Raw genomic sequence first — 18,546 nt, 5'->3', positions numbered from 1 at the left:
GGCCGGCACCGCGCAGCCCGGGCCGTCGGACGCCGGATCCGCCCGCGTCAGTCTTCCAGGGCCCGAGGCCCGGTGGACGGCGGCTCGGCCGCCACGGCGCAGGCGTGGTCCTGCAGGACCTCGCCGTTGGACGCCTTGCCGAAGCGGCTGGTCACCAGACCGTCCAGGAGCACGAAGCCCGGCTTCGCGCCCGGAAATTCCGCGCCCACGACAGCCAGCGCGTGCTCGCCCATGGCCGAGCGCGCGCCGCCGTCGCGCGCCAGGAGGCCGAACGGGTCCGCGCTGCCGAGATCGTCGCCGAGCACGCGCATCGCCCTGTACGGGCGACCGACCAGCGGTTCGGCCAGGGGCGCCCAGCGATCACCGATCGTGGGCGCGAGGCGGCGGAGAGCGTCGCGGACGTCGCGGCGGACACAGTCGATGTGGATGTGCAGCTGCCCCTGGGTCCGCCGCAGCCGCGCGTTGACCGCGAGGCTGACGTCGCGCCGGTCGAGCGGACGGCCGAGGCGGTCCTCCACGAAGGTTCGGGCGCGCCACGCCGCGGCGAAGTAGTTCGTCGTCCCGGGCTCGAGGAGCACGGGGCTCTCGATGCCGGTTATGCGCGCCGTCGGGATCAGGAGGAACTGCGCCCGCCCGCGGAGGTCCTTGAGGATGGCGTACCCCTTCGCGACCCCGCCCTCCAGGTCGACCAGACTGCAGGGTGCGGGGCCCTGCCCGCGCAGCGCGTGGGGGACGCACGCGCCGTGCACGATCGCCCACAGGGCTCCGCCGTTCCCGAGGAGGTTGGGCACGAGGGCGACGGCCAGCCAGGCCGAGGTCGCCGCGAGGACGACCAGGACGCCCAGCGATCTCCGCGACAGTCGGGTCCTCGCACGACCCGTCGAACCGCGCGGTGACGCGGTGCCGGGGCGGCCGCGGAGCGCCGCACGCACCTGACGGGTGAGCCCGACCGCGGCTCTGCGCAAATCCATGACGTGACCCGGTAGCCCGTTGCCGCGCGAAGCGCCGGGGCCGCCGACGCCGGAACCGTCTTACAGATCGCCCGGGGCCTGAGCGATCTCTCCCCGCCGCGGATGCGCCGTCGGGCGGGCGTGCGGAGCGCGGGCGCCGCGTGGAGCTTGGCACCGGGCGCGGTGACGCTGCGGCGCTTTTCGCGCTCCGGATCCCGCGCGGCCCCTTCTCGGACGGCTATCCGATGGGCCATGCCTTGAGAGGCCTCGTCATCGGCGCCGGACTGGGACATGCCTGTCCGCACCCCGATGCCGTCGGCGGCCGCAACCGATCCGGCGGCGCTCCGCCGGGAACGCGGCGCGAACGACAGGGGCGGGGGAACCGCGCGCGCGAGAACCTGCTCGACGCGCGCTCCGGGAGCCGGGCGCCCGGCGACCGCTGAGACAGACCGGGCGGCCGGGGCAACCCGGGCCGCCCTCGCGAGGAGACGACCATGACCGACGAACCGCACGGCTTCGACCGCGGCCTGACCAATTACGGCGACCGCGACTTCGCCCGCTACCTGCGCCGCTCCTTCGCGCGCTCGATGGGCATCTCGGTCGGCCTCCTGAACAAGCCGGTGGTCGGCATCGCCATGACGCCGTCGGGCTTCAACAACTGCCACCGGGGCATGGACGAGCTGGTCGAGGCGGTCTCCCGCGGCGTGCTGGCGGCCGGCGCCCTGCCGCGGCCGTTCCCGACCGTGTCGCTCGGGGAGGTTTTCCTCAACCCGACCAGCATGATGTACCGCAACCTCATGGCCATGGACACCGAGGAGATGATCGGCGCCCAGCCGATGGACGCGGTGGTGCTGATCGGCGGCTGCGACAAGACCGTGCCGGCCCAGCTCATGGGCGCGGCCTCCGCCGACCTGCCGGCGATCCAGCTCGTCACCGGCCCGATGTCGACCGGCCGCCACCGGGGCCAGCGGCTCGGCGCCTGCACGGATTGCCGGGGCTTCTGGGCCAAGTACCGGGCCGGCACCGTCGACGCCGCGGAGATCGCCGAGGTCGAGGGCCGGCTCTCCGTCACGGCCGGCACCTGCGCGGTGATGGGCACGGCCTCGACCATGGCGTGCATCGCCGAGGCGCTCGGCATGTCGCTGCCGGGCACCGCGGCGATCCCGGCGGTGCATTCCGACCGGCTGGTGGCCGCCGAGGAGACCGGCCGCGCGGCGGTGCGGCTGATCGAGACGCGGATCCGGCCCTCCCAGGTGATCACGCAGAAGTCGGTCGAGAACGCGATCCGCGTGCTGATGGCGGTGTCGGGCTCGACCAACGCCATCGTGCACCTCACCGCCATCGCCGGGCGGCTCGGCATCCGGGTCTCGCCCGAGCGCTTCAACGAGATCTCCGACGAGACGCCGGTGCTGGTCGATCTGAAGCCCGTGGGCCAGGGCTACATGGAGGATTTCCACGCCGCCGGCGGCATGGGCGCGCTCCTGCGCGAACTGCGCCCGCTCCTCCACCTCGACACGCTGGACGTGGAGGGCCGGACGCTCGCCGAGCGCCTGGACGAGCCGGAGGCCTGGGTCGACCGCGCGATCATCCGCACCGCGGCGGACCCCGTGTCGCCGGTCGGCGGCCTCGTGGCTCTGTCGGGCAGCCTCGCGCCCGACGGGGCGATCTTCAAGCGCGCGGCGGCGACGCCCGAGCTGTTCGAGTCGGAGGGCCGGGCGGTGGTGTTCACCGGCCTGGAGGACCTCTCGGCGCGCGTCGACGACCCCGACCTCGACGTGGCGCCCGGCGACATCCTCGTCCTGCAGAATGCCGGCCCGCACGCGGCCGGCATGCCGGAGGCGGGCTATCTCCCGATCCCCAAGAAGCTGGCGCAGGCGGGGGTGAAGGACATGGTCCGCATCTCCGACGCGCGGATGTCGGGCACGGCCTTCGGGTCGATCGTCCTGCACGTGGCGCCCGAGGCCGCCCTCGGCGGGCCGCTGGCGGCGGTGCGCGACGGCGACCGCATCCGCCTGTCGATCCGGGACAAGCGCGTCGATCTCCTGGTCGCACAGGACGAGATCGCCCGCCGGCTCGCCGACCACCGGCCGCCCCCGGCCCCGACCCGCGGCTACAAGGCGCTCTACCGGCGCAGCGTCACGCAGGCCCCGGAGGGCTGCGACTTCGACTTCCTCGCGAAGGCCGGGGACTGACGGCCCGGGCCGTCCTGTCCGCGCCCCCGGTCTCGACCGGCCCGGCCGCCCCGCCGTTCGTCGGGGCGTGCGCGCGGGAACCGTCGGGCCCGGGGCCGCGGCCGATCTGCGGGAGCGTCACCGGGGCCGAGAGGCCGCCCAGACCCTTCGCCGGACCGAGGCTCGGCGTCTCGATCGGACCGGAGCGGGCGGAGGGGGAGAGGCCGGTGCGCACCGGGGGCCTCCCGCGGTCTGCCGGAACGGCCGGAGCTGCCCCGACGGTGCCGGAGCGTCACGGCACCGCGCGACGTCTGGCGGGCATCGGCTCCGGCCCGGGCAACGGGGCTTGGCGGGGAAGACCGGCGCCGGCGACGCCGGCTCTCGGCGTCGCGGTCCGCTCGGGCGCGGCCGTGTTTCGGATCACCCGTCCCGAGGCGAAGGCGGCGGCATTGACGAGGCCCATGGTGACGAACCCGGCCGAGAGGGCGACGAACATCCCGGCCAAGCCGAGCCCGAGCACGGCCGCGATCCAGGCGCCACCCAGCGCCACGCCCAGCCGGAGAAGGCTGGCGGCGAGCGGCCAGCCGACGCGGCCGGCGCCCTGGGCGGCGAAGTAGAGGGCGAGGCCGGCCCCGAAGAAGCCGTAGAAGGGTCCGGCGATCCGGAGATAGGCCGAGCCGGTGGCCATCATGGCCGGGTCGTTTCCGAACAGGCCGAGCCAGGTCTCGGGATACACGGCCGCCACGAGGCCGATGGCCTCCGTCAGGCCGCCGGCCACGAGGGCGCCGGTCAGCGCGGCCCGACGGGCGCGGGCCTCCATGCCGGCGCCGAGGGCCGTCCCGACGAGGGCGGCGATGGGCGAGCCGAGCCCGAACACGAGGGGAACCAGCAGGTACTCCAGCCGCGCACCGGTGCCGTATCCGGCCACCGCCGCCGGTCCCGCCGTCCCGACGAAGCCGGTCGCGGCGATGACCGTGACGTTCGAGGTCACGCTGGCGATGCCGGACAGGAGGCCGATGCGCAGGATCTCGCGGGACGGCGCCCAGGTCAGCCTCGGGGGGCGCCGGCTCGGACGCAGGACACCGCGGCCGGACCAGAGATAGGCAGCGAAGACGGCCGAGCCCGCGGCGTAGTAGCCCGCGAAGGCGACGCCCCCGCCCACGATTCCGAGCCTGGGAAGCGGGCCCCAGCCGAAGATCAGCGCGGGCGAGAGCGGGATCAGCACGGCGGCCCCGGCGCAGGTGACGCCGGCCGGGAGGGCCATGTTGCCGGTGCCGCGGATCACCGCCGCCAGCGCGTTGAACAGCCAGATCAGGATCGCCGCGCCGAACACGACGCCCGCGTAGGCGGTCGCGGCCCTGAGCGAGCCCCCGGTGCCGCCCATCGCGGCGTAGAGACGCGGTCCCAGGGACAGGGCGAGGAGGCTCGTGACGACACCCAGTCCGAGACCGATGGCGGCGGCGTGCCAGGCGAGGAGATCGGCCTCCGCCCGCCGGCCGGCGCCCAGGGTGCGCGACACCGCGGACTGGATGCCGCCGCCCATGCCGCCGGCGGACAGCATCTGGACCAGCATCACCACCGGGAAGACGAGGGCCATGCCGGCCAGAGCGTCGGTCCCGAGTTCCGCGACGAAATACGTCTCGATCAGGCCGATGGAGGTCTGGACAACCATGACCACGACATTCGGCACGGCCAGTCTGGTCAGGGTCGGCACGAGAGGCGCGTCGAGCAGGCGGCGCGTGCGGATGTCCATGGCGGGGGCCTCACACTCTCATGGGTCGCGGTCGCGCCTCCGCGATATCGGCGCGGCCCGAGACCGGCCCGCGGCGCGGTGCGGGCACGCGGGCGCCGTCCGCCCGCGCGGTCAGCCGGCGGACGGCGTCCTCACCCCGGGCAGATCGAACAGGAGGCAGGTCGTGCTCGCGGTCGCGACGAGGCGGCCGGCCTCGTCGCTGAGGCGTCCCTCCGCCACGGCCTGCTGCCGACCGGCGTGGACGACCTGCCCGACCGCGGTCAGCTGACCGGAGCTCTCGGTGGCCGCGCGCAGGAAATTCAGCTTGAACTCCAGCGTCGTGTAGGCGCGTCCCACCGGCAGGGTCGAGTGCACGGCGCAGCCCATCACGCTGTCGAGCAGCGTGGCGAGGGAGCCGCCGTGGACCGAACCCAGCGGGTTGAAGAGGTACTCCGCGGCCGGCATGCACATCCGGGCCGTGCCAGGATCGACCGAGACGAACGCGATGCCGAGCAGCTGGACCGCGGGCGGCGGCGGGATCTCGCCCGCCACGAGCGCCCGCAGGAAGTCGATCCCCGCGAGGGCTCGTCCCGCCGCGGCAACGGAGCGGGGATCTGCCCATTCGACGACCCTACGCCGCGAAGGCTCGGGTGATCGTGGAGCCACATCGCCGGCCATCGATGAGCCTTCTCAGGAGGGGAGGGGACGAGGGCAAGGCCTCGCGTTCGACCCGTTATCGATGTCGGCAATAATCTATATAAATGCAGATCACAATCTTAAAGCGCGGGCCTCGGGCGCGCGCTCCGACGCGGAGGCGCCGGGCCCATCGAGGCGGTCTCCCTCGCCGGGTCCGGGTGCGCGGCCCGGGCCGCCTTCGCCGCGCAGGGTCTCCCCCGGGCCGGCGACGCGCCTGCCACCGGTGTGCTCACGAATGACGGCGCCGACCGTCCACGAGGCCCGGTGTCCTGGCCGTCCGCGCTGAGCCGATACCGACTGCCGGAAGCCTCGAAGCGGTCGGCAGTCGACTTCGAGACCCCTCCCGACGACGGGGCCTGGAGCGCGGAGCCGGCCGTCCAGCCTCATCGCCGTGTAAGGATGCGCGCCTGTCCCGACGCGACAGGGCCCGTCCGCGGTGATTGTCGCGATCGTGGCGTCAGATGCGGGAGGAAGAGGTGCCGAGGGACTGGAGACGGCTGCCTTGAGGAGCGCGGTGTCCTTCGAGAGCGTCGATGCGGCTCGCGGCGCTCGCTCTCAATGCGGACGCCGTGAAGAGGCAAGCGACCAGCACCATGATGCCGTTCCGGCCGCTCAGGAGAATCCGCGCGCCTTCGAGTACCGGCCAGGTCGGCGATACGACGAAAGGCACGATGACGGGCAGCGTGAATATCCAGAAGACAGCACACCATGCCGCCGCAGCACTTATCCAGCGTCCTCGCTCGATGCGTGATCTGGCTGCCGCGCGTTGCGCGCACAGGACTGACCCGTACAAGGCCGGCCAGATCAGGATGAGGTGATCGCCCTCCAAGAGCGGCCCGCAACTCAGCGCGAGGCCGACGGTGAGGCCGACCTCGGCCAGAGGCCTCCCGGCATCCGTGGTATCGTCGGCGGCCTCCGCGCGGCCCCGGTCCATCGCTATGGCGGCGAGGAAGACCGTCACGGCCGCGATGGCAGCGAGAACGCTGACCAACTGGGCCAGGACGGGTGCGTCGATCCATGGAACGCTGAACGGATTCTCGGCGAACAGGCGTTTGGCGAGGGCGGGCAGTGACTGATGATCGGGCCGGGCCCCTGCCGGCAGGGTCGTGTAGAAGGTCGATGCCGCGACCCATCCTCTGACCGCCGCCAACGGGCTGCCGATCATCAGGAACGGCCCGAGGAAGAGGACGGCCGCGATCCCTGCCGTCATGACCGCCGCCCGCCATCCGCGCCGGAACAGCAGATAGAAGACCAGCACGCCCATGAACGGCTTGCAGACGATCACGAATGCCCAGGCGGCCGATCCCCGAACGGTGGCTCGATTCAGGAACGACCGCAGTCCGAGCAGGAGGACGAAGAGCAGAAGGATGTTGATCTGCCCGTGAAACAGGTCCGAGCGGATCGCGCGGCTGCACAGCAGTACGCCGGTCGCGAGTAGAAGCCACCCGTCTGGCATGATGCGCCCGAAGCGGCGCAACAGCAGAACGCAGCCGGCCAAGAGCCCGATGCTCAAGCACGGCCAGAAGATCCAGAGCTTACCGTAGCCGATACCCTGGCCAATCAGACCCACGAGGCCGGCGAGGAACGGGGGATACGCGAAGGGATCCCGATCCGCGTCGAGGATATACGGGCTCTGCCCCTGCACGAACAACTTCGCGGCATCGAGGTATATGTCGAGATCCGCCGAGACCGGCCAGCCGGGCCGCTTCGCGATCGTCAGTAAGGCCGCCGCGATTCCGACGATTGTCAGCGCCAGGCCCAGGAGCGAGGCCACGCGTTCTCCCCGCACAGTCCCGTTGCGGGCGTCCGAAGCGGCCCCGATCGCGGTTGATGCGCTGCGCGTTCTGAGCATTGCTCGTTCCAGTCCAATCGTATCCGAACGATTTTTCAAGACGACAGTACAGACAGGGAGAACGGCCCGGGGATGATCAGGCGGTTCTGAAGGTGATCGATTTATGGCCGAGATAATTGGCGACCGCACCGGCCGCTATGCCGATCGCGTGCGAGGCCGGTGCGGCGGCGCCGAGGCCCAGAGGCGAGAGTATCTGATCGCACGTGAAGGTGGCCACCGCGACCGTCACCGCGCCTCCGATGAGGTTCACGACCAGAAAGCCGCAGAGTTGTGCGAGGAGCGGACGGCGGGAATCCGGGAAGACCAAGCTCCGATAGGCGATGAAGCCGATGACCATGCCGGTCGCGGTGGCCGCCGCGACGGCCGCCGCGTACGGCATCACGGTACTGAACAGGAAGCGTGCGAGCCAGCTGACACCGGCGGCGAAGCCACCGGCGAACAGGAACCGAACGCGCCGGTCGAGGTGGTCGAGACGCCGCATCTCAGGACGCGATACCCGCCCAGGCCAGCGCGAAGCAGACCGAGAGCCCACTCCCCGCCGCGAGCGCGAGTCTGTCCGTCAGAGCGAAGACGACGGGATCGTCCTGGAGTTCTCCGCGCTGGCAAGCGACCCAGATCCGCCCGACGATGATCGAGAGCGCCACCGGGAAGCCCCACAGCCACGCCACATCGCCGTAGAACGTCTGCTGAAACGCGTCGTTGATGATGTAGAATACCAAGATCAGAAGCGCTGACGTGCCTGCTGCCACACCCGCCGCAAGCACGAGCGGCAAATCCGCCGCGACATAGCCGCGTCCGTTGATCCGGGCCGTGCCGCGCTCGATGGCGCGCGCGATCTCGGTGTGGCGCTTGGCGAGTGCCAGCGAGGTGAACAGGAAGATGGAGAACACGAACAGCCACGGCGAGGCCTTGGCCGCGACGGCGACGGTGCCGACCGCCATGCGGAGCGTGAAGAGGAAGGCCAGCGTCAAGGCATCGAGCAGGACGACGCGCTTGACGTAGAACGAGTAGAACAGGGTCAGGACCGTGTAGCAGGCCAGCATCAGGACGACCTTCGGCCCGGCCACCGCACCGAGAAGAAAGCCCGCGGCGAGGCCGATCGGGACCGCGGCCAAGCCGTAGGCCATCGGCAACCGACCGCTGGCGAGCGGACGGTTCCGTTTGGACCAGTGCCGGCGATCGTCGGCAACGTCCCAGATATCGTTGAGAATATACGTCGCCGAGGCAATCAGGCTCAGGGCCATGAAGCTCACGATCAGCTGCCAGATCGCGCCAGCATCGAAAATGCGCCCCGCGAGGATGGCCGGGACGAGGATCAACGCGTTCTTCGCCCATTGGTGGGGCCGCATGCTCTCGATCAGCGGGCCGACATAGGACGGGCGTCGGAAGATGCCGATCACGTTGGCGGCCGCGCCCGCGGCTCTCTCGACCCGCGCGGACGCTCCGACCACGATGGCCTGTCGGGCTGCGTGCCACACGGGCAGATCGGCTCGGCTGTCGCCAGCGTAGTCGAAACCCAAGGGAAAGCGGCGCGCCAACTCCGCCGCCTTGGCGTGCCCCTTCAGATTCGTCGTCCCGTCGCTGGCGATGACGGTCGTTATGAACGGGAACCGCCTGGCAATCTGGGCAGCCGTCACGTTGTCGGTCGCCGTCGACATATGGACAGGCCGGCCGCCGTCGGCCTCGGTCTGCGCGAATTCGATCAACTCCGCGTTGACCGGCAATGTCTCGACGTCCAGCGTCGCATTCTGAGCCATCCGCCGCTTGAGGTGGGCGCGCCCCCCGAAGGCCCAGTACGCGATCTTGACGATGTTCAGGGGGTCCGCACGGACGAGAGCGATGGCCTTCTCGTGGAGGACATCCGCGCGCAGGAGTGTTCCGTCGAGGTCGAGGACCAATGGAACGTTGTACGATGCCGAGGTCGTCGGCTCCGCCGCCGGTACCGCTGTGTTTCCTGGATCGATTTGCGCCGTCAGCATTCGACCGACTCCGAAGCTCGGTCGCTATCGTCACGGCTCCGGTCGCGGCGAAGAATTTGTTCTTTCGAGGTATATGAAAACCGTTATGTACCCATAAAAGCAGGTCCAATCCCTGAAGGGGGCGGTGCCGGCCGTGCGCACGACCAGCGGGATATTTCCGATCGCGTCGCCGATCGAGAACACGCGGGCGCGGGGCGGACTCAAGCACGGTGTCTCGACGCGACGAGCGCGCCCGGACCGCGCGGCGCCGAAGCGGTTCACCGGCCTTCGGCTCGGGTGAGCCGGCGCGCGACTGATAACGGTCGCGGCAGCTGTCGATCGGGCGGATGCCGCAGCGCATGGGAAGCCATCGGCGACCGTTGGATAGCGCGCCTGAATCTTCGCCATCGCGCGCTCCCGACATCGAGTTCCCGGCGTTGCTGAAGCCTTCCTCTCCGCCTCGAAGATCTCGGCCTGCTGCCTCGAAGATCCCGGCTTGCGGCCTCGAATGTCCGGTCCGGCTCAGGCCGGTGATCCGACGCGACGTAATCTGCCGGTCGGTGGCTGGGTTGCTCCGGACATTGTTCGGACGAGAGGCGGGCGCTCCCCTGTCGACCCGAGTCAGTCATTGGGACTGAGATCAGTCGCGTCACAGCAGATATACGTCGCAAACCTCTATCGAGAGTGGATAGATCGGCCGCTCTCGAGAGGTGTGAGGCCGGGCTCCAGGCGGTCGCCCGGAGGCTGATCACGGAAAGTCCAATCCATGAATCGTCTTATCGACGTGTAAGCCGTCACGGTGCCGGCATGGCCGCCCCCGGTCATCCGGATCGAGAACACTCCGTCGCGCGGTCGAGCGCCGACCCTCGGTCTGCTTCTTGCCCGTGGCTGATCGAACGGACCCACCACGTCTGACGCACTCGGAGATCCTCGATGAGCCGATCCCTGCATACGGATGAGGAGATCGCCCTTCTTCTGGACGAGGCCGCGGGCGGCGTACCGATCGTCGCGATCTGCGCGAGCGCCGGTATCTCAGTCGGCACCTTCTATCGGTGGCGACGCCGCCTCGGTGGGCTCAAGCCTGCAGGCGTGGCCCGGCTCGACCGAGTCGAGCAGGAGAACGTCGCCCTGCGGGCCGAGGTGCAGCGCTTGCGCGCGGCGATGACGGTTCAACCGTGGCGAGGCGAGGCGGCCCGCCCTGGCATCTCCCCGCGCACAGCCTCGCGCCAGAGGCCCCATTATCGTGGTGGCGAGACCTGCATCGGCCGCTTCGCCTTCGTGCGAACCGCCACCTAGGGGCGTTACCGGGTTCGCGCGTCACTGTACCGGCGGGAACCTGCATGGGAACGCGCCCCGACCGTTGCCGGGAGGGCGCGCCCGATGGCGTCACGTCCCGGAGAGGGCCGTCTTGGGCATCAGCATGTGCACGCCCTTGTTGCCGTCCACCGTTTGGGTAATCCGCAAGTTCCCGGCGAGCGAGCACAGCATGTAGGCTTGATTACGGGTGAGACCGGTGCGGGCGCAGACCAAGCGAACCATCTCCCGCACGGCTTGCCGCATGGCCTCGTCCAGGCTCTCGTGAAGGCCGATCGACATCAGGTCGGTGGGGGTCTCGGCGAAGGGCCATGCGCCCGGGATGTCCTTGCGTACGGTGAGCCGGAACGTGCCGGTCAGCCCCGTTTCCAGGGCCGTGATGCAGACCTCGCCGTCGCCCTGCACGCCATGCCCGTCGCCCGCGTAGAAGCCGCCGCCTCGGTTGAAGACCGGCAGATACAGGCTCGTGCCGACCCGCATCTCCTTGTTGTCCATGTTGCCGCCGAAGGCGCGCGGCACCGGCGAGCCGACACGGCCCCAGACGGCGGGTGGGGCGGTGCCCAGGATGCCGAAGAACGGGTCCAGGGGCAGCTCCGTCCCCCAGGGCAAACGGCAGATCCCACGGGCGGTGTCGATGTCGGCGTGGATCGTCTCGTAGTCGGTGAACTCGTCCGGCAGGGTGCCGAGCAGCGGCAGGATCGACACGAAGCCCCAGTCCAGGCGGAACTTCAGGTCGAGGATGTCGACCTGCAACATGTCGCCCGGCTCGGCGCCGGTCACATGGACCGGCCCAGTCACGAAATGCGGGCCCCCGCCGGGCTTCAGCGTCTCCAGGGCGTGGAGCAGGTCGGCCGGCACCCGGGCCGGGTCGGGATGGAGCGACTCGCGCCCTCCGGCCGGGTGCGAGTGAAGGGTGACGGTGTCGCCGGACTCGACCGTCAGCACGGGTGGTAGGGCGGCGTCGAAATAGCCGAGCACCATGGTCTCGGGGGTGGCGGGGATTTCGTGATGGGCGGGCACGGGATCTCCTGGGCTGTTCGTCAGACCGCGATGTGACGGGTGAGGGTCTCGTGGTTCAGCGTCGCGGGTTCGCCGCGCGCGACGACGCTGCCCCGGGACAGAACCACCACGGCGTCGGCGACCCGCAGCGCGAAATCGAGATACTGCTCCACGAGCAGCACGGTGATCCGACCCTTGAGCCCGGCGATCACCGTCTCGATGGCAGCGACGACGGAGGGCTGGATGCCCTCCGTCGGCTCGTCGAGCAGAAGGGCGCGAGGCCGCGTCGCGAGCGCCCTGGCGATGGCGAGCTGCTGCTGCTGGCCGCCCGAGAGATTGCCCCCCGGACGCTGCCACAGCCCGCGAAGCGCCGGGAACAGGGCGACCGCCTCGTCGACCGCGTCGGTCCGTTCGAGGCCGTGGGCACGAGCCGCCACGCGCAGGTTTTCGGCGACGGTCAGGTCGGGAAAGATCTCGCGCCCCTGCGGCACGTAGGCGAGCCCTGCCCGGGCGCGCCGGTCCGCGGACAGGCGCGTCAGCTCCACGTCGTCGAGGGCGACCCGGCCCCGGCTCACCGGGATCAGGCCGGTGAGGCAGCGCAAGAGCGTGGTCTTTCCGGCGCCATTGCGGCCGAGCACGGCCAGGCACGCCCCCGGCTCGACCGCGATGCCGACCCCGCGCAGCACCTGCGCGCTGCCGTAATGCTGATCGAGCCCCTCGATGGCGAGGCGTGCGGGTGCGGTGGCGTGCGTCATCGGCCGAGGAAAACCTCGATCACGCGGGCATCCTCCCGGGCGCCCTGCATGCTGCCTTCGTAGAGCGTGCGGCCCTCGTGCAGCACCGTCACCCGGTCGGCGATGGCCTCGACGAACGCGATGTCGTGCTCGATCACGAGGATCGCCCGGTCCGGCCGGCGCAAGCCCCGGATGAGCGCGGCGGTCTGGGCGGTCTCCGAATCGGAAAGCCCCGCTACGGGCTCGTCGAGCAGGAGAAGCGCGGGCTCGGCGGCCAGCACCATGCCGATCTCCAGCCATTGCTTCTCGCCATGCGCGAGGCTGCCGGCCGGCACGTCGGCCCGTGGCGCGAGGGCGATCTCTCCGAGGACGGTGGCGATGCGCGCCGGCCGGTCGCGGGGGCGGAGGGCAGGACCGCAGCCGATCTCGAGGTTCTCGCGCACGGTGAGCGCCGGGAAGACGCTGGGCTTCTGGAACTTCCGCCGCACGCCGGCCCGGGCGATCTCGGCCTCCGAGCGCTTCGTCAGGTCGATATCGTCGCCGAGCATCACCCGGCCGGAGACCGGCTTGGTGACGCCCGAGATGACGTCGAGCAGCGTGGTCTTGCCGGCGCCGTTCGGGCCGATCACGGCCCGCACCTCGCCGGGATCGACCGCGAGGGAGACGTGATCGAGCGCGGTGAAGCGGCCGAAGGCGACCGTCAGGGCATCCACGACGAGGGCGCTCATCGGGTTGCCCGCAGCCAGCTGGGGCGCAGGCGCCATCCGACGAGGTCGAGCAGCCCGTTCGGCAGGACCAGCACGACGAGCAGCACCAGCCCCGACAGGATGAAGGGCCATGCCTCCGGCATCGCGGCGCTCAGCCAGAACTTCAGGCCGTTGACGAGGACCGCGCCGATCACCGCCCCGCCGAGCCGCCCGAGGCCGCCGATGGCCACCCAGACGGCGATCTCGATCGAAAGATCGGGCGCCAGCACCCGCGGGTTGATGATGCCGACCTGCGGCACGTACAGGATGCCCGCCAGCGCGCCGATCATGGCCGAGAGGCACCAGATCCCGAGCTTGAGCCGCGTCGTGCTGTAGCCCAGGGTACGCAGCCGGGTTTCATCGTCGCGGCAGGCGAGCATCCGCCGCCCCACCGCGCTGCCGACGAGGAGCCGCGTGCCCGCGAGCACGGCCGCCAGCGTCAGGAGCGCGGCGACCGCCAGCCCGGTCACGACGGCCGGCGAGCCCGTCGGCCAGCCGAACAGCAGCGGGAAGCCGGTCATTCCGTTGTTGCCGCCGAGCCCGGTATCGTTGCGGTACATCAGCAGCATCGCGACGTAGACGAGCGCTTGGCTGATGATCGAGAAGTAGACGCCGTTGACCCGCGAGCGGAACGAGGCGAACCCGAACACGAAGGCCACGAAACCGGCGAGGCCCAGAGCGAGGACGAAGGCGTAGGGGGCTTGGTCGAGGCCCGCCCAGTAGGCCGGCAGGCTCTTCCAGCCCATGAACTGCACGAAGTCCGGCAGCACGCCGGTCTCCGCGACGCCATGGGCCAGCAGATGCATGGCGCAGACATAGCCGCCGATGGCGAAGAACAGGCCGTGCCCGAGGCTGAGGATCCCGAGATAGCCCCAGACAAGATCGAGGGCGACGGCGAGGATCGCGAAGGCGGCGAGCTGGCCCAGGGCGTTGACGAGGTACGGGGCGGGTGGCGCGACGAGGAGCCCTGCCGCGGCCGCGAGGCAGAGCCCAACGAGGACCGCGACCAGGGGATCGCGCACGCGGCGTCGCGCTGGGCCGGCCGCCGAAGCCGCGGCAGTCAGCGTCGCGCCGCTCATCGCCGCCGCCTGACCGCGAATAGACCCTCGGGCCGGCGCTGCAGGAACAGGATGATGCCGACCAGGACGATGACCTTGGCGGCGACCGCCCCCGAGATCGGCTCGATCAGCACGTTGGCGCCGCCGACGCCGAGAGCCGCCACCACGGTCCCGGCGAGACTGCCGACACCGCCCAGAACCACGACCATGAAGCTATCGACGATGAAGCCGGAGCCCATGCCGGGATTGACGCTGTAGATCGGGCAGAGCGCCACCCCGGCGAGGCCCGCCAGGCCCGAGCCCAGCCCGAAGGCGAGGCGGTCGACCCGGCGCGTCGGAAGGCCGAGGCAGGCGGCCATGTCGCGGTTCTGGGTCACCGCGCGGATGTCGAGACCGAGCGGGGTGCGGCGAAGGATCAGCAGGGTCAGCGCCAGAGTGGCCACCGCGAAGCCGATGGCGAAGAGGCGGTTCCAGGTCATGACGAAGTCGGCGTAGAGCGGGACCCCGCCGCTGACGTAAGCCGGCATCACGAATTGCAGGTTCTGGGTGCCGACCGTGATCCGCACGAGGTTCACGAGGAACAGGCTCACCGCCCAGGTGGCGAGGAGGCTCATCAGCGGGCGTCGGTAGAGATGGCGCAGGATCAGCGCCTCGACCGCGATTCCCACACCTGCGACCGCGACGAAGGCGACCGGGATGGCGGCGAACAGATAGAGGTCGATGAAGCCGGGGGCGAGCCGGCGGAACACCTCCTGCACGCCGTAGGTCGCGTAGGCGCCGAGCATGATGAATTCGCCCTGGGCGAGGTTGATCACGCCCATGAGCCCGAAGATGATCGCGAGACCCGCCGCTGCCATGAACAGGATGCTGGCGAAGCTCAACCCATTGTAGACGATTGCGAGACCGTCCCCGATCGTCACTGCCCGGGAGGCCTGCGCGAGGCCCTCGTCGAGGGCCGCCCGGAAGCCCGGATCGGAAACGTAGGCAGGATCGCTCTTCAGCGCCGCGAGGCGCGCCAGGGCGGCCCCGGACGGGTTTGCGGCCACGGCCGCGATTGCTCCCCGCCGCCGGGCCGGATCGGCCGAGGAGAGGGCTGCCGCCTGGGCCAGGCCGGCGATCGTGCCTTTCAGCGCGGGGTCGGTCTCCGCGTCGCGGGCGCGGTCGAGCACGGATGCCGGAACGGTGGCGATGCGCCGTTCCAGGACGGCAAGGCCGGCGGCGCGGCCGGCCGGATGCGGGTCGGTCAGCAGCGCGACGGTACCGCGTGCCGTCTCGACGGCGGCGCGCTGGCGAAGGCCGAGGACCGGTGCGCGGGCTTCCGCCGGGCAAGCGAGACGGCGCTCGGCCAGCCCCCTGAGGAGATCTCCGGCGAATACGAGATCGGCCGCCGGCAGATCGCCGGCCGCCTGGACGAGGGTCTCGGTCCCACGGATCTGCGCTGGGCCGTCGCCGCAGAGATCCGCCGCGAAGGCCCTCCGGTCGAAGGGGGCGGCCACGGTCGGGAGAACCGAGATCAACAGGCACCCGAGCGCGAGGAGCGTGCGGACCGAGGATCGTTCGGGATCAGCCATAGGGGCTGAACGGAACCGGTTTCGGGGCGTCCGGGGATTGCCAGAGGACGTCGAAGCCGCGCTTCTCGTTGACCGAGCCGATGAAGACGCCGCGGGACACGTAGTTGTTCTCGCCCGTCATGGTCAGCGTGTAGCCGGACGGATCGTCGAAGCTCAGGCCCGCGAAGGACTTGCGCACCTCCGGCACCGCGAAGGAGCCGGCCTTGGCGGCGGCGCGCGCCCAGAGATGGACGCTGTCGTAGGCCGAGACCATCGGATCGATCACCGTGTCGGCGCTGAACGGGACGTTCTTGGCCTTCACGTAGGACGCCCAATCGGCGAGAAACTTCGTGTTCCGGTCGCCCTTGGCGGCCTGGAGATAGGCCCAGCAATTCAGGTGGCCGACGAGCTTGGCGGTATCGAGCCCCTCGAGATCCGCTTCCACCATGTCGAGGCCGAGGATCGGCACATCGGTGGCGCTGATCCCCTGATTGGCGAATTCGCGCAGGAAATCCGGGATCGAGGACCCGACCACGGTGAGCACCACGATCGGCTGGCCGCCCGGCTGGCTCGCGAAGCTGCGGACTTGGTTCACCAGCGTCTGGAAGTTCGAGAAGCCGAAGGGCACGTACTCCTCGCGCCACGCGCTCTCCGGGATGCCCTTGCTCTTCCAGTAGCCCTTCAACTGCTTGTTGATCGTGCGGGGCCAGACGTAGTCCGAGCCGATCATGAAGAACCGCTTCGCGCCGACCCCGTCCGACCCCATCAGGTAATCGACAGCGGGCAGCACGGAACTCGCGGGCGGCGAGTTCACGTAGACGACGCTCTTGGAATTCTCATCGCCCTCGAAGTGGAGGGGGTAGAACAGAAGCCCGTCGTTTTGCTCGACGACCGGCAGCACCGACTTGCGCGAGACCGAGGTCCAGCAGCCGAACAGGGCCGCGACCTTCTCCTGCTGGAGCATCTGCCGGCCGATCTGGGCGTAGAGCGGCCAGTCCGAGGCGGGATCGGAGGTCAGCACCTCGATCTGGCGGCCGTTGACGCCGCCGCGTCCGTTGATCTCGTCGGCGGCCATGCGGACCACGTGGTTCAGCCGGCCCTCGAGGTTGGCCATCGTGCCGGAGGACGAGAACAGGCAGCCGAGCTTCACGGTGTCAGCCGCGAAGGCGGGCCGGATGAGAGCCGGCGCCGCCAGCAACGCCGCCGTGCCAACGAAGCTGCGCCGCGTGAGATGCGTCATCGACCCCGAAGCTCCCATGGATAGCGGCCGGATTGTCGGCCGACCTCCGCGCGGCGGGAAGGTTAAAGAGGCTGCAAGCCAGCGATGGCGTTGCGCATTTTGGCAGCACTTGCGTGAATCGCGGGCGCTATTCGACCGCGAACGTCAAAATTGCCATCTCGGATGTAGTGTCCCCGAAAACCCTCATCTCGGCGCATCGTTCGGTCGACGACGGTGCGCAGGCAAGACGTTGCCGCGCGCCATGCTCGACCTGAAGGGCGGATGGAGCACTCATCCCGACGCCACTTCCGTTGCGAAGTCTTTCGGAATGACGATCCCGACGCGTGTCAGTGCAAGTCCGCGCACGGCGCATGCAGAGAGTGGCTTGAGCGTCCGGGATGGGCGGAGTTTGTTGAAAAACACGGACGGGGCGCCTCGAGCGTTGTCCAAAGCGGAGTATGGGCGAGATTCTGTCTCCAACCGGTTGTGCGATCCCGCTTCCGCAATATGTTCTGTGTAATCCGACAGCAGGATCTTCTCCGGACAACGCCCTTCGTGGCGCTGCCGCGACCGCATCCCGAGTTTTTCAATGAAATCGGCGCCGGGCGGCCACATCGACAGGTGCCTCGAACGCAGTGTGCTTCACCGGAAGCTGATGGTCCGCCGGGGCACGGACGATCTGCGGGGGCCGATCAGCCGCGATCGCCGGCGGAAACACTCTGGGATCAACGAACAGATCGCCTTTCGTGTCCGGATGAATCGCCGCAGCACCTTCAGCCGCCGGACCGCTTCCGGCGAGAGCCGCCAAAGATTGCCCGACGTCGGGCGCGAATGCCGAGACATGGACACGTGCCGATACTTCAGGTTCGTCGCCGGCCTGGGTGATGACTGCGCCGCCTCAGGAATGTCCGACCAGAGCAATTTTGCCGTCCTGCTTCGCCAACGCGCTCCTGGTTGCCGCAACATCGGCCGCGAGCGACGTCAACGGGTTTTGACCGTCGATACAGTCTATCCCTTCTTGATTAGAATATCGGCCACAGGCTTCCAGATCGATTGTTCGACGATCGCGCCGTGGACCGGCACGATCTTGTGAGTCGCCCCGCTCGAAAGCCCTGCTGAATGTGCGGCGGTGGAGATCACCCCGGACATCAGGTTCGCAGCGATCGGGAGGTGGAGCTTCTGCATGACAGCTCCTCTCTTCGGTGAGAGAATAGACATTTTGGGCTGAGAGATGTGATCCGCCCCCACTGAGGTGGTCCGCCCTGTTGTATGGCTTTCGGGCCAGGACGAGGACGGACAGATGGGAACGAAGCGGCACAAGCCGGAGGACGTGGTCGCCAAGCTGCGGCAGGTGGATGTGCTGGTCTCTCAAGGCCAGAGCGTCGGGGACGCGATCCGCTCGATCGGCGTGACGGAAGTGACGTACTACCGCTGGCGCAAGGTGATCCTCCCTCGGTGTCGCGGACACAGGGAGATCAGTTCGCGGTCCTCTCGGCTTGCTCGGGCGTGAGATAGCCGAGTGCCGAGTGGATGCGTTGCCGATTGTAGTAGCCCTCGATGTAGGCGA

Annotated in this window: 15 protein-coding genes and 2 pseudogenes; 3 read left to right on the top strand and 14 right to left on the bottom strand. The window is 69.8% G+C overall.

Annotated elements, in window-relative coordinates; all coding sequences use genetic code 11:
- Positions 1-47: 47 nt before the first annotated feature.
- Complete coding sequence (locus ACLBXO_RS28860; protein WP_447687563.1) at positions 48-971, bottom strand: CDP-diacylglycerol diphosphatase; 924 nt, start codon at positions 969-971, stop codon at positions 48-50.
- A 473-nt stretch (positions 972-1,444) separates the two neighbouring features.
- On the opposite strand from ACLBXO_RS28860, the gene ACLBXO_RS28855 reads away from it, so the two are divergent.
- The gene (locus ACLBXO_RS28855) at positions 1,445-3,142 is read left to right on the top strand and encodes a dihydroxy-acid dehydratase (protein ID WP_447687562.1); all 1,698 of its coding nucleotides are present in this window, start codon (positions 1,445-1,447) and stop codon (positions 3,140-3,142) included.
- A gap of 271 nt (positions 3,143-3,413) precedes the next feature.
- On the opposite strand, the gene ACLBXO_RS28850 is transcribed toward ACLBXO_RS28855, so the two are convergent.
- The 5 genes from ACLBXO_RS28850 to ACLBXO_RS28830 form a co-directional block, all read right to left on the bottom strand.
- The gene (locus ACLBXO_RS28850) at positions 3,414-4,874 is read right to left on the bottom strand and encodes an MATE family efflux transporter (RefSeq protein ID WP_447687561.1); all 1,461 of its coding nucleotides are present in this window, start codon (positions 4,872-4,874) and stop codon (positions 3,414-3,416) included.
- Positions 4,875-4,985: 111 nt separating this feature from the next.
- Positions 4,986-5,531, bottom strand: a complete 546-nt coding sequence (locus ACLBXO_RS28845) for a PaaI family thioesterase (RefSeq protein WP_447687560.1) — start codon at positions 5,529-5,531, stop codon at positions 4,986-4,988.
- Positions 5,532-6,006: 475 nt separating this feature from the next.
- Entirely contained in the window at positions 6,007-7,323 is a 1,317-nt protein-coding gene (locus tag ACLBXO_RS28840) for a glycosyltransferase family 87 protein (RefSeq protein ID WP_447687559.1), read from the bottom strand.
- Positions 7,324-7,477: 154 nt separating this feature from the next.
- Positions 7,478-7,882: a GtrA family protein gene (locus ACLBXO_RS28835; RefSeq protein WP_331316246.1), complete on the bottom strand. Its 405-nt coding sequence runs from the start codon at positions 7,880-7,882 to the stop codon at positions 7,478-7,480.
- 1 nt (position 7,883) lies between these two features.
- Entirely contained in the window at positions 7,884-9,380 is a 1,497-nt protein-coding gene (locus ACLBXO_RS28830) for a UbiA family prenyltransferase (RefSeq protein WP_447687558.1), read from the bottom strand.
- 912 nt (positions 9,381-10,292) lie between these two features.
- Between ACLBXO_RS28830 and ACLBXO_RS28825 the strand changes: the two genes are divergently transcribed.
- On the top strand, positions 10,293-10,655 hold the full coding sequence (locus ACLBXO_RS28825; RefSeq protein ID WP_331316250.1) for a transposase: 363 nt from the start codon (positions 10,293-10,295) through the stop codon (positions 10,653-10,655).
- Between the two features lie 90 nt (positions 10,656-10,745).
- Here the strand turns inward: ACLBXO_RS28825 and ACLBXO_RS28820 are convergent, their stop codons facing one another.
- From ACLBXO_RS28820 to ACLBXO_RS28790, 7 genes and pseudogenes are all read right to left on the bottom strand, one after another.
- On the bottom strand, positions 10,746-11,693 hold the full coding sequence (locus ACLBXO_RS28820; protein WP_331316252.1) for an acetamidase/formamidase family protein: 948 nt from the start codon (positions 11,691-11,693) through the stop codon (positions 10,746-10,748).
- 20 nt (positions 11,694-11,713) lie between these two features.
- Positions 11,714-12,427, bottom strand: coding sequence for an urea ABC transporter ATP-binding subunit UrtE (urtE, locus tag ACLBXO_RS28815; protein ID WP_447687557.1), 714 nt, complete (start codon positions 12,425-12,427; stop codon positions 11,714-11,716).
- Positions 12,424-13,134, bottom strand: a complete 711-nt coding sequence (locus ACLBXO_RS28810; protein ID WP_447687556.1) for an ATP-binding cassette domain-containing protein — start codon at positions 13,132-13,134, stop codon at positions 12,424-12,426. The genes urtE and ACLBXO_RS28810 overlap by 4 nt, the downstream gene beginning before the upstream one ends.
- Entirely contained in the window at positions 13,131-14,231 is a 1,101-nt protein-coding gene (gene urtC / locus ACLBXO_RS28805; RefSeq protein WP_331316257.1) for an urea ABC transporter permease subunit UrtC, read from the bottom strand. The genes ACLBXO_RS28810 and urtC overlap by 4 nt, the downstream gene beginning before the upstream one ends.
- Entirely contained in the window at positions 14,228-15,781 is a 1,554-nt protein-coding gene (urtB, locus tag ACLBXO_RS28800) for an urea ABC transporter permease subunit UrtB (RefSeq protein WP_447687555.1), read from the bottom strand. Before urtB ends, urtC begins: the two co-directional genes overlap by 4 nt.
- A complete protein-coding gene (locus ACLBXO_RS28795; protein WP_447687554.1) occupies positions 15,774-17,000 on the bottom strand; it encodes a transporter substrate-binding protein in 1,227 nt (408 codons plus the stop codon). The genes urtB and ACLBXO_RS28795 overlap by 8 nt, the downstream gene beginning before the upstream one ends.
- A gap of 583 nt (positions 17,001-17,583) precedes the next feature.
- Positions 17,584-18,164, bottom strand: a pseudogene (locus ACLBXO_RS28790) (alpha/beta hydrolase); the annotation flags it as partial.
- Between the two features lie 115 nt (positions 18,165-18,279).
- On the opposite strand from ACLBXO_RS28790, the pseudogene ACLBXO_RS28785 reads away from it, so the two are divergent.
- Positions 18,280-18,420: pseudogene (locus ACLBXO_RS28785) on the top strand (IS3 family transposase); the annotation flags it as partial.
- A gap of 34 nt (positions 18,421-18,454) precedes the next feature.
- On the opposite strand, the gene ACLBXO_RS28780 reads toward ACLBXO_RS28785, so the two are convergent.
- On the bottom strand, positions 18,455-18,546 hold a 92-nt coding region (locus ACLBXO_RS28780; RefSeq protein ID WP_447687574.1), incomplete at its 5' end, for an IS3 family transposase.

The organism is Methylobacterium sp. C33D (genome assembly GCF_053345825.1).
This window is presented reverse-complemented; position numbering and strand designations above follow the sequence as displayed.

Coding starts and splice junctions, on each gene's coding strand:
- ACLBXO_RS28860 (WP_447687563.1), bottom strand. CDS start 971: ATGGATTTGCGCAGAGCCGCGGTCGGGCTCACCCGTCAGGTGCGTGCG.
- ACLBXO_RS28855 (WP_447687562.1), top strand. CDS start 1,445: ATGACCGACGAACCGCACGGCTTCGACCGCGGCCTGACCAATTACGGC.
- ACLBXO_RS28850 (WP_447687561.1), bottom strand. CDS start 4,874: ATGGACATCCGCACGCGCCGCCTGCTCGACGCGCCTCTCGTGCCGACC.
- ACLBXO_RS28845 (WP_447687560.1), bottom strand. CDS start 5,531: ATGGCCGGCGATGTGGCTCCACGATCACCCGAGCCTTCGCGGCGTAGG.
- ACLBXO_RS28835 (WP_331316246.1), bottom strand. CDS start 7,882: ATGCGGCGTCTCGACCACCTCGACCGGCGCGTTCGGTTCCTGTTCGCC.
- ACLBXO_RS28830 (WP_447687558.1), bottom strand. CDS start 9,380: ATGCTGACGGCGCAAATCGATCCAGGAAACACAGCGGTACCGGCGGCG.
- ACLBXO_RS28825 (WP_331316250.1), top strand. CDS start 10,293: ATGAGCCGATCCCTGCATACGGATGAGGAGATCGCCCTTCTTCTGGAC.
- urtE (WP_447687557.1), bottom strand. CDS start 12,427: ATGACGCACGCCACCGCACCCGCACGCCTCGCCATCGAGGGGCTCGAT.
- ACLBXO_RS28810 (WP_447687556.1), bottom strand. CDS start 13,134: ATGAGCGCCCTCGTCGTGGATGCCCTGACGGTCGCCTTCGGCCGCTTC.
- urtC (WP_331316257.1), bottom strand. CDS start 14,231: ATGAGCGGCGCGACGCTGACTGCCGCGGCTTCGGCGGCCGGCCCAGCG.
- urtB (WP_447687555.1), bottom strand. CDS start 15,781: ATGGCTGATCCCGAACGATCCTCGGTCCGCACGCTCCTCGCGCTCGGG.
- ACLBXO_RS28795 (WP_447687554.1), bottom strand. CDS start 17,000: ATGACGCATCTCACGCGGCGCAGCTTCGTTGGCACGGCGGCGTTGCTG.